Source organism: Geodermatophilus sp. SYSU D01106 (assembly GCF_054049995.1).
Genome location: NZ_JBJGYM010000023.1, coordinates 40,342 through 53,911, shown reverse-complemented (window position 1 = coordinate 53,911; position 13,570 = coordinate 40,342). Strand labels below are relative to the sequence as shown.

At 77.8% G+C, this 13,570-nt stretch carries 12 protein-coding genes; 3 read left to right on the top strand and 9 right to left on the bottom strand.

Going from position 1 to position 13,570, the window contains the following annotated elements; all coding sequences use genetic code 11:
• The first annotated feature begins 2 nt into the window (after window positions 1-2).
• On the top strand, window positions 3-953 hold the full coding sequence (locus tag ACI78R_RS19845; protein WP_457042004.1) for a nucleoside hydrolase: 951 nt from the start codon (window positions 3-5) through the stop codon (window positions 951-953).
• On the opposite strand, the gene ACI78R_RS19840 is transcribed toward ACI78R_RS19845, so the two are convergent.
• Window positions 916-1,647 carry a GAF and ANTAR domain-containing protein gene (locus ACI78R_RS19840; protein WP_073422131.1) on the bottom strand — a complete coding sequence of 244 codons (732 nt, stop codon included), beginning with the start codon at window positions 1,645-1,647 and terminating at the stop codon, window positions 916-918. The genes ACI78R_RS19845 and ACI78R_RS19840 overlap by 38 nt on opposite strands.
• 99 nt (window positions 1,648-1,746) lie before the next feature.
• Here ACI78R_RS19840 and ACI78R_RS19835 point away from each other — a divergent pair, with 99 nt between their 5' ends.
• The gene (locus ACI78R_RS19835; RefSeq protein ID WP_245794780.1) at window positions 1,747-2,271 is read left to right on the top strand and encodes an ATP-binding protein; all 525 of its coding nucleotides are present in this window, start codon (window positions 1,747-1,749) and stop codon (window positions 2,269-2,271) included.
• Window positions 2,272-2,288: 17 nt separating this feature from the next.
• Here the strand turns inward: ACI78R_RS19835 and ACI78R_RS19830 are convergent, their stop codons facing one another.
• From ACI78R_RS19830 to ACI78R_RS19805, 6 genes are all read right to left on the bottom strand, one after another.
• On the bottom strand, window positions 2,289-2,525 hold the full coding sequence (locus ACI78R_RS19830) for a hypothetical protein (protein ID WP_073422130.1): 237 nt from the start codon (window positions 2,523-2,525) through the stop codon (window positions 2,289-2,291).
• Between the two features lie 49 nt (window positions 2,526-2,574).
• Entirely contained in the window at window positions 2,575-3,276 is a 702-nt protein-coding gene (locus tag ACI78R_RS19825; protein ID WP_245794778.1) for an NYN domain-containing protein, read from the bottom strand.
• 181 nt (window positions 3,277-3,457) lie between these two features.
• Entirely contained in the window at window positions 3,458-5,530 is a 2,073-nt protein-coding gene (locus ACI78R_RS19820) for a putative bifunctional diguanylate cyclase/phosphodiesterase (RefSeq protein WP_457042003.1), read from the bottom strand.
• 153 nt (window positions 5,531-5,683) lie between these two features.
• Complete coding sequence (locus ACI78R_RS19815) at window positions 5,684-7,312, bottom strand: acyl-CoA dehydrogenase family protein (RefSeq protein WP_457042002.1); 1,629 nt, start codon at window positions 7,310-7,312, stop codon at window positions 5,684-5,686.
• Window positions 7,313-7,496: 184 nt separating this feature from the next.
• Window positions 7,497-7,892 carry an SRPBCC family protein gene (locus ACI78R_RS19810; RefSeq protein ID WP_457042001.1) on the bottom strand — a complete coding sequence of 132 codons (396 nt, stop codon included), beginning with the start codon at window positions 7,890-7,892 and terminating at the stop codon, window positions 7,497-7,499.
• A gap of 16 nt (window positions 7,893-7,908) precedes the next feature.
• The gene (locus ACI78R_RS19805) at window positions 7,909-9,192 is read right to left on the bottom strand and encodes a competence/damage-inducible protein A (protein ID WP_457042000.1); all 1,284 of its coding nucleotides are present in this window, start codon (window positions 9,190-9,192) and stop codon (window positions 7,909-7,911) included.
• Between the two features lie 153 nt (window positions 9,193-9,345).
• Between ACI78R_RS19805 and ACI78R_RS19800 the strand changes: the two genes are divergently transcribed.
• Window positions 9,346-10,182: a hypothetical protein gene (locus ACI78R_RS19800; RefSeq protein WP_457041999.1), complete on the top strand. Its 837-nt coding sequence runs from the start codon at window positions 9,346-9,348 to the stop codon at window positions 10,180-10,182.
• Window positions 10,183-10,215: 33 nt separating this feature from the next.
• On the opposite strand, the gene ACI78R_RS19795 is transcribed toward ACI78R_RS19800, so the two are convergent.
• Together ACI78R_RS19795 and ACI78R_RS19790 are read right to left on the bottom strand one after the other, a co-directional pair.
• Window positions 10,216-11,760 carry a serine/threonine-protein kinase gene (locus ACI78R_RS19795; protein WP_457041998.1) on the bottom strand — a complete coding sequence of 515 codons (1,545 nt, stop codon included), beginning with the start codon at window positions 11,758-11,760 and terminating at the stop codon, window positions 10,216-10,218.
• A gap of 15 nt (window positions 11,761-11,775) precedes the next feature.
• Window positions 11,776-13,494: a protein kinase domain-containing protein gene (locus ACI78R_RS19790; protein ID WP_457041997.1), complete on the bottom strand. Its 1,719-nt coding sequence runs from the start codon at window positions 13,492-13,494 to the stop codon at window positions 11,776-11,778.
• Window positions 13,495-13,570 lie beyond the last annotated feature (76 nt).

Below are 13,570 nucleotides of genomic sequence, written 5' to 3'. Positions count from 1 at the left end.
CGGTGGCTGCCACCCCCCTCGTGATCGACACCGACCCGGGCATCGACGACGCCCTCGCCATCCTGCTGGCCCTCGCCAGCCCCGAGGTCGACCTGCGGCTGGTCACCACCACGCACGGCAACGTGGACCTCGCGCAGACCACCGAGAACGCGCTGCGCGTGCTGCACCTGGCCGGCCGCTCCGACGTCCCGGTGGCCGCCGGTGCCGCCGAGTCGCTGGTCTACGCGCAGCCCGAGCGGGCCGGGCACGTGCACGGGCGGACCGGGCTCGGCGGGGTCGACCTGCCGCCCTCGCCGGCCGCCGTCGACCCGCGACCCGCGGTGGTCGCCCTGGCCGAGCTGCTGCTGGCGTCCGATACCCCAGTGACCGTGGCCGCCATCGGCCCGTGGACGAACGTCGCGCTGCTGCTGGCCACCTACCCGGAGGCCGCCGCCCGCATCGGCCGGCTGGTGCTCATGGGCGGCTCGGCCGGTCGCGGCGGCAACGTGACCGCGGCGGCGGAGTTCAACGTGTGGGCCGACCCCGAGGCCGCGGCCCGGGTGCTCGGCGCCACGGTGCCCACGGTGCTGGTCGGGCTCGACGTCACGCTGCCCACCGTGCTCGACGAGGACGGCATCGCCCGCTTCGCCGCCGCGGGCCCCGTCGGCGCGACGGCGGCGGCGATCCTGCAGCAGTACCTCGACCACGCGCGCAGCTCCTACGGCACCACCGGCGTGGTGGTGCACGACGCGCTGGCGCTCACCGAGGCGATCGCGCCGGGCACGCTGGGCACCGTGCGGCGCGACGTCGTCGTCGACACCACCCGCGGCGCCGGCCGCGGCCAGACGCTGGTCGACCGCCGCACCGTGTCGGACTCCCCCACCGCGGTCGACGTCGCCGAGACCGTCGACAGCCCGGCCGCCGTCGAGTTCCTGGTCAGCCGCCTGAGCGACCTGGCCGCCCGTCGGGGCTGACGCCCCCGGCCGGCTGCGCCACCGAGGCGACGATCCCGGCGGCGATGTCGCGCAGCTTGCGGTTGTAGCGCTGCGAGGCGTCGCGCAGCAGGTCGAAGGCGGCGTCGGCGTCGACCCGGCGCTGCGCCATGAGCACGCCCTTGGCCTGCTCGATCACCGCCCGCGACTGCATCGCCAGCTCCATGTTGCGGGCGTGCTCGCCCAGCAGGGCGTGCGCGTCGGCGTTGGCGACGGCGACCGCCACCGCCTCGGCCACCTCGCGGGCCGCCTCCGCCGAGGTGTCGGAGGCGAGGGCGCCGGGCCGCGTCGAGTAGATGTTCAGCGCGCCGATCGTGGTGCCCTGGTAGGGCAGCGGCGTCGACAGCGAGCTGCGCACGCCGACGGCGAGGACGCGTGCGGTGTAGTCGGGCCAGCGGGTCTCGGTGCGCATGTCGTCGACCCGCAGCTGCACCCCGCCGCGGCCGGCGTCCAGGCAGGGCCCGTACCCGCGGGCGTACTGGAGCTCGTCGGCCGCCAGCGCCATGTCGCCGTCGTGGGCGGCGGTGGTGGGCACGTCGCCGCGGACCAGCGTGATCGACGTCGACTCGGCGCCGGGCACGTGCTCGGTCGCCAGGCGCGTCACCTCCCCCAGGACGTCGGACAGCTCGCGGTCGGCCAGCCGCAGCCGGCTCAGCGCCCTCCACAGGTCCTCCACGCGCCCATCCTGCCCTGGGACCCCCCGTTCGGGGCGTCCGGCGACCCACGGCGGACCCTCCGCTGCGGGACGACGGGGTTTCGGCGAGGATGGGCGCCGGTGCTGCGGAGCGACGGAGGGTGGACGATGGGCCAGGAGGCGTGGCCGCTCACACCCGTGCCCTCCGTGGCCGGCGACGTCTGGCACTGGCAGCTGGAGGCCATGCACGTCGTCTCCCGCGTCCGGGCCGACCTGCGGGCGCGCATCGCCCACCCGTCGGTGAGCACGTCCTCCACCGAGGACGCCCGCGACGGGCTGCTGCTGGTCTTCGAGGAGCTGGCGTCCAACGCGCTGCGGCACGGTGGCGGCGACGTCCGCGCGCTCGTGGTGGCCAGCCCCGCCGGGTGGCTGCTCGACCTCAGCGACGAGGCGCCCGACCGGCCGCCGGTGCCCGCCGTCGACCGCGACCCGTCCCTCGGCGGCATGGGGCTGCACCTGGTGGCCCAGCTGTCGGTGGCCTACGGCTGGGAGCGCCGGCCCGGCCGCAAGCACGTCTGGTCCCGGCTGCCCTCGGGGCTCGCCCCGCTCGAGGGCATCGGCGACCGCGTGCCCGAGCCGCGCACGCCCGAGTTCCCGCGCGACTGACCCGGCCGCCGGCGGGCTCAGGCGGAGTCGGCCACCGCGGCGCCCTCGTGCTCGGCGCGCGCGCAGTGCGCGCAGCAGTAGAACTGCCCCTCGACGACGACGCCGTGGCCGACCACCTTGACCCCGCAGTGCTCGCAGATCGGGGCCATGCGGTGGATCGCGCACTCGAAGCTGTCGAAGGTGTGCGTGACGCCCTGCGCCACCACCTCGAAGCTCATCGCGTAGTCGTTGCCGCAGACCTCGCAGACCGCCATGGCACCTCCCTTCCCCGGGAGGTGCCCGCGGACACCGCCGACCGGCGTGTCAGCCGTTGCGGGCGGTCCACCCGGACACGAAGTCGCGCAGGCTGCGGGTCGGGCGCAGCCAGGCGCCGTCCGCCGGGAGGGCGTCGAGCCGGACGCGGTCCAGCGGCGCGGTGAACGCCCCGGGCACGTCCTCGATGTCGATGAACTCGAGCAGGTCGGAGCCGATCGCGTAGCCCGCGACCTCGCTGAAGGCGACGACGACGACCTGCGTGCCGGCCCGCGCGAGCTCCTCGAGCGGCTCGGCGAAGTTGCGGCCGTCGCCGGAGAAGACGACCAGGCGGCGCAGCCGGTGGCTGTGCGTGCGCACCTCGATGTGGTCGAGCATCGCCTGGTCGATGTCGTCGTCGGGCTGCTGCTTGGGGCGGGCGAACACCGCGTAGCCGAAGCCGCGCAGCGCCTCCACCCAGCGCTGCAGCGAGCCGACGACGGGCGGGATGTTGGCGAACACGCAGGCCTCGACCTCGGGCGCGTCCGCGGCGGCCGGGTCGCCTGCGCCGTCGACGAACCACGCGGCGATCGCGTCGAAGCGCGGGCGGGACGCGGCGGTCGGGCGGGCGCCGATGACCGTGGACAGGGTCATGTCGATGTTCGGCGCGTCCCAGATGAGCAGGTCCAGCGCCGGCCGGCCGCGGCCCTGCGTCTCGTCGGGGAGGGTCGCCGTCCCCGTGGTCGCGCCGTCGGGCCCGCTCGTCACCGTCACGGGGGCAGTCTGCCCCGTCGGCCCGGTGACCGGCGCGGACGCCCCCGGTGCGGGAGCGGGCTCGGGGGCGGGCTGGGCGGGCGCGGGCTGGGCGGGCGCGGGCGGCCCGGCCGGGGACGTCGCCCGGCGGACCGCCCGGCGGCGCACCGGTCCCGTCATGCGCGCCCGCTCCCCCGCGGCCTCAGCCCAGGCGGCCGGCGAGGGCCAGCGCGCAGGAGTCGCCGCCGCCGTCGGACACCCGGTTCGCCCACCGCTCGACGTCGCGGGCGGCCATCGGGCGGGCGAGCAGGTAGCCCTGGGCGGAGTCGCAGCCGGCCTCGCGCACCATCCGCAGGTGGTCGGCGGTCTCCACGCCCTCGGCCACCGAGCGGATGCCGAGGGTGTGCGCCAGCTCGACGATCGCGCCGAGCACCGCGCCGGTGCCGCCGGCGGCCAACCGCTCGGCCGCGGTGATCAGCGACCGGTCGATCTTGAGCGTGCCGATGGGCAGCGCCATGAGCTGGGCGAGGGAGGACCAGCCGGTGCCGAAGTCGTCGATGGCGACCCGGACGCCGAAGCCCTGCAGGACGGCGAGCTGGTCCTCGGCGCGGGTGGGGTCCTCGGCGACGCAGGTCTCGGTCAGCTCGAGCATCAGCTGCTCGGGGGCGAGGCCGGAGTCGCGCAGGGCCGCGCGGACGTCGCGCACCAGGGTCTCCGCGGAGAAGTGGCGGGCGCTGATGTTGACCGCCATGCGCAGCGCCAGGCCCTGCTCGGCCCACTCCGCGGCCTGCCGGGTGGTCTCGTGCAGCAGCCAGCGGGTGATGGGGATGAGCTGGCCGGTCTCCTCGGCGACGGAGAGGAACGCGTCGGGGCCGAGCAGGCCGCGCTCGGGGTGCTGCCAGCGCAGCAGCGCCTCCACGCCCTCCACCTCGCCGGTGTCCAGGCGCACGACCGGCTGGTAGTGGACGACGAACTGGTCCTGGGCGCCGTCGCGCAGCCGGTTGGCGACGTCCATCCGCCACCGGGCGGCGTCGCGCAGGCCCGGGGAGAACAGGTGCACGCGGTCGCGGCCGGCGGCCTTCGCGGCGTAGCCGGCGGCGTCGGCGTCGCTCAGCAGCTGGTGGGCGTGCCGCAGGCCCGGCTGGGCGACGGCGACGCCGATGCTCGCCGACACCGGCACGGTCAGCCCGGCGGCGGTGAACGGGCGGGCGAAGGAGCGCTGCAGCCGGAAGGCCAGCGAGGCGGCCTCGGGGGTGTCGCAGGAGCGGGCGAGGACGACGAACTGGTCGCCGCCGAGCCGGCCGACGGCGTCGCCGGGGCGTACCTGGCCGGCGAGGCGGGCGCCCACCCGGCGCAGCAGCTCGTCGCCGACCTCGTGGCCGAGGGAGTCGTTGACGGTCTTGAAGCCGTCGAGGTCGAGGAACAGCAGCGCGGTGCGGCCGTCGTCGTCGGCGAGGGCCTGCTCGATGAGCTCGAGCAGCCGGGCGCGGTTGGGCAGGCCGGTGAGGTCGTCGTGCGACGCCTGCCAGGCCAGCCGGTGCTGGTCGCGGACGCGCTCGCTGATGTCGGTGTGCGTGACCACGAGCTGGCCGGAGTCGTCGACCCGCGCGGCCTGCAGGCGCCACCAGGAGTCGCCGTCGGCCAGCTGCTGGGCGTAGTCGCAGGCGAACACGCGGTCGGTGGAGCCGGGCGGCGCGGCCCGCAGCTCGGTGAGCCCCTCGGCGATGCGGGCGAGGTCGGACGGGGGCAGCCCCTGGGCGATCTGCGCCAGGTAGTCGTCGCCGGTACCGGCCACCTGCCAGCCGGCGGCGCGGACCAGGTCGTCGTTGGCCGACCAGCCGCGGTTGACGCTGCGGATCCGGCCGCCGCCGTCGAGCAGCACGGTGGGGGAGGGCAGCGCGTCCAGGACGGCGGCGGTCTGCCGGAGGGCGTGCGCCTGGGCGGCCTGCTCGCGGTGCCGGGAGTCGACGTCTCGGATGAAGACGACGAGGCCGGTGGCGTCGGCGGAGGCGCGCACCTCGAACCAGCGGTCCCGGGGGCGGTGGAGGTACTCGAAGACGCGGGGCCGCCCGTCGGTCATCAGCCCGCGCAGCTGGTCCTCGAACTCCGAGCCGCGCAGGTCGGGCACGCAGGCGAGCGCCGTCCGGCCGAGCAGGGCGTGCGCGGGGCGTCCGAGGAGCTCCTCGAGCGGGGTGTTCACCCACGTGAAGCGCCACTCGCGGTCGAGGTGGCAGACCGCGTCGGGGACGCTGGCCAGCAGGTCCGGTGGTGCCACCGCGCCTGCGTGGTCGGACTGGTGCACGCTGATCTCTCTCCCCCCGCCGCACTCCGGTCCTGCCCCTGGGGCGTGTCCCGGGTACGGACCGGGACGGGATGGGAAGTCGGTCCGTGCGCGACGCGTACCCGAGGGTAGTGGAGCGATGCCTCCTCAGACAGGGGCGATCGTTGAACGTTCGACGAGCGCGCCCACGGGCGTGTCGCGGGGCAGCGTCCCGAGCACGCTGCCCCAGTCGCCGCCCAGCCTGCTGGCGCAGAAGGCGTCCGCGACCTCCGTCGGGCCGTGGCGCAGCAGCAGCGACCCCTGCAGGCACAGGGCCAGCAGGCCCGCGATGCGGCGCGCCCGCAGCGGCAGCGCGCCGGGGTCGCCCAGCTCGGCGGCCAGGCGCTTGACTGCGTCGTCGTAGCGGGGGTCCGCGCCGCGGGCGAGCTCGAGCTCGGCGGTGACGGCGGCCAGCGCCTCGCCCGAGCGGCCGAGCGCGCGGAGGACGTCGAGGGCGATGACGTTGCCCGAGCCCTCCCAGATGCTGTTGAGCGGCGCCTGGCGGTAGAGCCGCGGGAGGCCGGAGTCCTCGACGTAGCCGTTGCCGCCGAGGACCTCCATCGCCTCGCCGACGACGGCGGGGGTGCGCTTGCAGACGAGGAACTTCGCCGCCGCGCCCGCCAGCCGGAGGAACGCCGTCTCCCCGCCGTCGACGGCCGCGGCCAGCCGGACGGCCAGTGCGGTGGCGGCCTCGCTCTCGACGGCGAGGTCGGCGAGCACGTTCTGCATGAGCGGCTGGTCGGCGAGCAGGGCGCCGAAGGCCCGGCGGTGGCGGGCGTGGTGCAGGGCCTGGGTGAGCGCGGCGCGGACGGTGGCCGCCGAGCCGATGACGCAGTCGAGCCGGGTGGCGTTGACCATCTCGAGGATCGTCGGGACGCCGCGGCCGGGGTCGCCGACCAGCCAGCCGGTGGTGCCGTCGAACTCGACCTCGCTGGAGGCGTTGGCGCGGTCGCCGAGCTTTTCCTTGAGGCGCTGCAGGCGGAACACGTTGCGGCTGCCGTCGGGCAGCACCCGCGGCACGAGGAAGCAGGACACGCCCTCGTCGAGCCGGGCCAGGACGAGGAACAGGTCGCTCATCGGGGCGCTGGTGAACCACTTGTGCCCGGTGAGCGCGTAGGTGCCGTCGCCGGCCGCGACCGCGCGGGTGGTGTTGCTGCGGACGTCGGAGCCGCCCTGCTTCTCGGTCATGCCCATGCCGGCGACGAGGCCGGGCTTGGCGGCGGGGTCGGTGAGGCCGAAGGCGTAGCCGGTGCCGGTGAGGCCGGGCCCGTAGCGGGCGGCGAGCTCCGGGGCGGCCCGCAGCGCGGGGACGGCGGCGTAGGTCATCGTCACCGGGCAGCCGTGGCCGGCCTCGACCTGCGTCCAGGCGAGGTAGCCGACGGCGCGGCGGACGTGGGCGTGCCGGTCCCCGGCCTCTGCCGCCGCCCACGGCGCGCCGGCCAGCCCGTGCGCGAACGCCGTCCGCATCAGCTCGTGCCAGGCGGGGTGGAACTCGACCTCGTCGACCCGGTGCCCGTAGCGGTCGTGGGTGCGCAGGACGGGGCGGTTCTCGTCGGCCAGCCGCCCCCACTCGCGCGCCTGCTCGCTGCCGGCCAGCCGCCCGAGGTCCGCGAGCGAGGCCAGGGTCGCCTCGTCGGCGTGCCGGACGCAGGCCTCGGCGAGGGCCGCGTCCCCGGCGACCGGGTCGTACCCGGCGAGCGGCGGGACCTGGTTGGTGACCTCGTGCGTGGCGCCCACGGCGGGCACCGTACGTCCCGGTGTCGCCCCGCTCACACCGGGCGTTCCACGTGGAACGGCGCTGTGTGCACGTACCGCGGCACGGAGGGCCGCCGCACCGCGCCGTGTGCACGCAGCGCGGTCAGGGGCGCGGTCAGGGGGCGCAGCCGGGGACGCGCGGGGGCGGGGTAGCGGGGTGGCGGGGTCAGGACAGCGGGCGGACCAGGCGGCCGATCGCCAGCTGGGCCAGCGGCGCGTAGCCGACCACCACGGGCGCCGGGCCGGTGACCCGCAGGCCGGTGGTGCTGCCGCCGTCGGGGCCGTCGGACACCCAGTGCAGCAGGCGCAGCCGCACCGGCCCGGCCGACACCGTCCACGCCCACCGCCGCGCCGCCTCGTCCACCGCCTCGACGACGAACGGCAGCGTGAGCCCGAGCGGCCCGCGCACCCGCCCCTCGAGCCCGGCCCGCAGCCGCGGCTCCGGCACCTGGACGCCGAGGATCTGCGGCGCCCACGTGGGCCAGCGGGCCGGCTCCGCGTAGCGCTCCCAGGCCCCGGCCGGGGCGACCGGCCCGCTCGCGTGCAGGGTCAGCGTGGTCACGTGGTCCTCCCGGACGTCAGGCGGGCGGGCCGCCGAGCAGCAGCTGCCGCAGCATGTGCAGGGCGAGCACCACCGAGCGCTCGCGCACCGCCGTCCGGGAGCCGGGCAGCCGCACCGAGCGGGCCTGCTGACCCGACGGGCCGACCGCGCACAGGTGCACCGTGCCCACCGGCTTGTCCGGCGACCCGCCACCGGGCCCCGCGATGCCGGTGATGCCGACGCCGACGTCGGCGCCGAACCGCTCCCGCGCCCCCTCGGCCAGCGCCAGTGCCACCTGCGGGCTCACCGCGCCGAACTCCGCCAGCATCCCGGCCGGCACCCCGACCAGGTGCTCCTTCGCCGAGTTGGCGTACGAGGTGATCCCCCCGAGCACCCACGCCGACGAGCCCGCCCGCTCGATCAGCCGCGCGACCAGCAGCCCGCCGGTGCACGACTCGGCGGTGGCGATCGTCAGGCCCTGGGACCGCAGCGCGTCGGCGACCAGGTCGTCGAGCGTCGGCCCGGTGGAGAACAGCGTCGCCGCGTACTCCTCGGCGAGCACCGCGGCCAGCCGGTCGTAGGCGGGCTGCGCCTCGGGCGTGTACCGGGTGACGATCTCCAGCTCGCCCTCGCGCAGGCAGGTGGTGATCTCCAGGCCGGCGAGCTCGTCGTCGTGCTCGCGCAGGGTGGCCGCCAGCTGCGCCTCGAGCGTGCCCCACAGCCGCACCGTCTCCTGCCGCAGCTCCGCGGCCCCGGCCAGGGCCGCGCGCACCGGCGCGGCGTCCAGCGCCGCCGGCCACATGCCCTGCAGCTCCGACGGCGGCCCGGGCAGCACGACGACGACGGGGCCGCCGCGGCCGTCGGCCGGCGGGACGACCAGCCCGGGCGCGGTGCCCACCGGCTCGAGCACCGTGGCGCCGGCCGGCACCTGCGCCTGCTTGCGGACGCCGGCCGCCGTCGCGTCGGGATCGGCGCGCCAGCCGCGGCGGCTCATCAGCTTCTCCACGATCGCGCCCACCCGCTGCTCGAGCTCGGGGTCGACGTCGAGCGGGCGGCCCTGCACCTCGCCGACGACGGCGGCGGTCAGGTCGTCGGCGGTGGGCCCGAGCCCGCCGGAGGTGACCACCAGGTCGACCCCCGCGGAGGAGAGGTAGGAGAGCGCGCCGCGCATGTCGTCCGGCCGGTCGCCGACCACCAGGACGGCGCCGACGTCGACGCCCGCCTGCCGCAGCTGCTCAGCGAGCCACGGCCCGTTGCGGTCGGGAACGCGGCCGGTGAGGACCTCGGTGCCGGTGACGACGATGCCCGCGCGCGTGCCCACCCGCCCGACCCTAGGTGTGACGCGGACCCGGGGCGCGACGGCCGGACCCGCCGCCGCACCTGCGCGGTCCCGCCCGCCACCGCGGTTAGCGTGCGGGGAGGGCCCGACCCGGTCCGCCGCCGACCGCCCCGCCCCCCGCAGGAAGGAACGACCGTGACCGCCTCGACGCCGCCGGCCGGCCCGCGCACGCAGGAGATCGCCGTACCGACGGAGGCCGACGCCCCGCACGGCGCCACCGCCGCGGGCGCTCCCGACGCCGCACCGGCCCACGCCGCCGCGCACGCCGCCCCCACCCACGCCACCGCCCACGCCGGCGCCCCGGCACACGCGGCCCCCGCGCCGCCCTCGATGCCGCACTCGATGCCGTCCTCGATCCCGCTGCCGCCGCCGGCCTACCCCACCACCGCGCCGCAGCCGGTGGCCCAGCCCCTGGCCGGCGACGCGCCGACCGCCGTCGTCCCGCCGGTGACCCCGGCCCCGGCCGCCGACGGCCCGCTGCCGACCGGGCCACTGGACTCCTTCTTCGGCACGCCGCCGCCCCCGCCGCCGGCGGCGGCCCCGGCCCCCGCGCCCGTCCAGCAGAAGGCGCCCAAGGCCCCCAAGGCCCCCAAGGCGCCGCGCACCCCGCGCGACCGCGCCGTCCTGGTCACCGCCGGGCTCGGCCTGCTCGGCCTCGTGCTGCTCGAGCTCGGCCTGGCGCTGCGCCTGGGCGGTCAGGTGCTCTGGGCCGACCTGCCGCTGTGGTCGGGCTTCGCGACGCTCGCCGCGCTGGCCGGCGTCGTCGGCCTGGCCGCGAGCCTGCTCCCCGGCGGCCGGCTCTCCCCCGCCGTCGCCGACAAGCTGGCGCTCGGCGGCCTCGCCGGGCTGGCGGTGTTCTGGGTGCTCATCGCCCTGCCGCGCGTCGACTCCGACCGCGGCTTCCTGCTCACCGCCGCGCTCGGGGCCCTCGCCGTCGGGGTCTGGCTGGCGCCGCACCGCCGGGCGCGCTGAGCGCCTGATCCGCTCCTCGCGGCCGCGGCCGGGTCACCCCCGGCCGCGGCCGTTGCCGTTCCCGCCGGCGTTCCCGCCGCCGTTCCCGCCCGCGTTGCCGTTGCCGTTGCCCTGACCGTTCCCGGGGCCGTCGCCCGGCCCCTCGGGCGCCGCGGGGGCCGGAGGGACCTCCGCCGGCGGCTGCGGCTGCTCCGCGACCGGCGGGGCCTCCCAGCCGGGAGCGGGTACCGGGACGGGGACCTCCACCGGCACCGGGACGGTCACCGTCACCGGCGACGGCGCGGGAGCGGGCACCGGGGCGGGGGCCGACGACGGCGCGGGCGGCGCGACCGCCACGGTGAGGGTCACCAGGTCGCCCGCCGCGAGCGCGCCGACCGGCGTCACCGCCAGCACGGTGCCGGCCGCCGTCGCGGCGTCGTCCTGCGTCACCCGGGTGACCCGCAACCCGGCGGCGACCAGCTCGTCCTCGACCTCGTCGGCGGGCCGGCCGGCCAGGGCGTCGCGGCGGACGTCGACCCCCGCCGGCGCGGCGTCCGCGACCGCGGCCGGCGGCGTGCCGGTGCCCGGGGCGGCCAGCTGCAGGGCGCCGATCCCGAGGACGGCACCCGCGGCGAGCGTGCCGGCCACCGCGAGCGCGCGCACCGCACGGCGGCGGGGCGGAGGAGGCGGGGGCGTCGGCGCGACGAAGCCCATGGGCAGGGGCAGCGGCGCCGTCCCGGGCGGCGGGGCCGGCGGCAGCGGCCGCCCGGCGCGCACGGTCTCCACCACGGCGGCCAGCTCCGCGCCGTCGGCGGGCCGCCCGGCGGGGTCCTTGGCCAGCATCCGCGCCACCAGGTCGCGCACCGGCCCGGGCACGTCGGCGGGCAGCGGCGGCGGGTCCTCGCGCAGCTGCCGGAGGGCGATCTGCACCGGGTTGTCGCCCTCGAAGGCGCGGTGCCCGGCCAGGCACTCCCAGGCCACCATGCCGAGCGCGTAGACGTCGCTGGCCGGGCCCGCCTTGCCGCCGGCGGCCTGCTCGGGCGCCAGGTAGTGCGCGGTGCCGACCACCTGCCCGGTGCCGGTGAGCGGCGCGCTGCCCGCCGACCAGGCGACGCCGAAGTCGGTGATCCGCACGACGCCGTCGCGGCCGACGAGCAGGTTGCCGGGCTTGACGTCGCGGTGCACCACCCCGGCGGCGTGCGCGGCGCCGAGGCCGGCGGCGGTCTGGCCCACCAGGTCGAGCACCCGCCCGGACGGCAGCCGCCCCTCGCGGGCCAGCAGCGACGACAGCGACTCGCCGTCGACCAGCTCCATCACCAGGTGGGCGCAGACCTCGCCGGCGTCGGACACCTCCTCGCCGTAGTCGAACAGCGCGGCGATGTTGCGGTGCGCGAGCCGGCCCGCCAGCCGGGCCTCGGTGCGGAAGCGGCTGCGGATGGTGGCGTCGCCGCTGTACTCACCTCGCAGCAGCTTCACCGCGACCGGCCGGTCGAGCAGGGCGTCGCGGCCGTGCCAGACCTGGCCCATGCCGCCGGTGGCGATCAGGCCCAGCAGCTCGTAGCGGCTCCCGACGACGCGCCTGACCACGCTCCCGGTCACGGGTCCCCCCTGGTCTCAGGTCTGGCCGGATCCTCCCGCAGCGGCCGAGGACCCGCTCGCGGTGGACGACGCGGGTCCCCCGCTCGTGGTGGTCGGCGACGCGCTGCCCGGCGTGGTCGTGGTCGGGGCCGTCGTGGTCGGGGTGGTGGTCTCCGACGGCTCGGTCGTCCTCGTCGGCTCCTCCTGCGCCGGCTCCTCACCCGTCGGCTGCCCGTCCGTGGGCGTCGGCGTCCCGGGCGCGGAGCTGCCGCCGGCGCTGCCGGGCGGTGGCGGCGTGGTCTCCACCGCCGGGGCCGACGGCCCGGCGCCGGTGACCGGCGAGATGCCGCCGTCGTCGTCCCCGTCGTCGGACGGGCGGGACCCGCCCCCGGAGGGCGCGACGGCGTAGGTGACGACGACGTCGTCGCCCGGCTCCAGGGTGACGCCGCTGGGCGAGACCGCCAGGACCAGGCCGGGCACGGTGCGGCCGGTGACCTGCTCGCGGCGCTCCACGGACAGGCCGAGCGCGGACAGCTGCGTGGCGACGTCCTCGATGGGCCGCCCGACGTAGTCCCCGGCCTCGACGACCACGCCCTCCTGCTCGTCGCGGGTCTGGGCGACGACGACGGGCGGCGGGCCGGGATCGGTCAGCGCGGTGACCACCGCGGCCGCTGCCCCGGCGCCGAGCAGCAGCGCGAGCAGCGGCACGAGCACCGCGGCCACCCGACGGCGCGGCGCCGGCGGCGGGCTGCGGCGGGGCAGGGCGCCGGCGGGGAGACCGGCGCCCGCGGCGAGGTCGGCGGCCGCGGGGGGACCGGCGGCCGCCTGGGTGGGCGGGCCGGGGTCGGCCGGGGCGACGGCCCAGCCCGCGGCGACGGTGGACGGCCCGGCGGGGACCGGCGGCTCGAAGGCGGGCAGCCGGCCGGCGCGGGCGTCCTCGACGGCCGCGACGAACGCCGCGCCGTCGGGCATCCGCAGCGACGGGTCCTTCGCCAGCGCCCGCCGGATGAGCGTGCGGACGTCGACCGGCAGCGTGTCCGGCAGCGGCTCGGGGTCCGAGCGCAGCTGCTTGAGCGCGATGGTGACGGCGTTGTCGCCGTCGAAGGCGGGGTGCCCGGCGAGGCACTCGTAACCGACCAGGCCGAGCGCGTAGACGTCGCTCGCGGGGGTGGCGTGGTGCCCCTCGGCCTGCTCGGGCGAGAGGTACTGCGGCGTGCCGATGACCTGGCCGGTGCGGGTGAGCGGCACGCTGCCGGCCGACCAGGCGATGCCGAAGTCGGTGATTTTCACGCTGCCGTCGGGCCGGACGAGGATGTTGCCGGGCTTGACGTCGCGGTGCACCAGCCCGGCGCGGTGGGCCTCGGCCAGCGCGGCGGCGGTCTGGGAGAGCACCGACAGCGTGGTGGGCGGATCGAGCGGGCCCTCCTGCCGCAGCAGCGCCGACAGCGGCTGGCCCTCGACCAGCTCCATGACCAGGTAGGCCAGGGTCTCGCCGGTGTCGCCGGCGGTGGTCTCGCCGTAGTCGTAGACGGCGGCGATGTTCGGGTGGCTCAGCGCGGCGGCGTGCTGGGCCTCGGCGCGGAAGCGGGCGAGGAACGTCGGGTCGCCGGTGTACTCGCTGCGCAGCACCTTGACGGCGACCTCGCGGTGCAGCAGGAGGTCGGAGGCGCGCCAGACCTGGCCCATGCCGCCGGCGGCGATGAGCTGGGCGAGCTCGTAGCGGTCACCGAGCATCCGGCGACCCGGTTCCACCACGGGAGCTCTCCCATCCCTGCCGGTCGTCGGGCCGGCGCCGTCCCCCCGGGACGCCGCACCCCCCGTCGAGGTGCCC

What these genes read in the sequence shown, in the direction of transcription:
- ACI78R_RS19830 (WP_073422130.1), bottom strand. Translation starts at nt 2,525, where the DNA reads ATGGCGGTCTGCGAGGTCTGCGGCAACGACTACGCGATGAGCTTCGAG.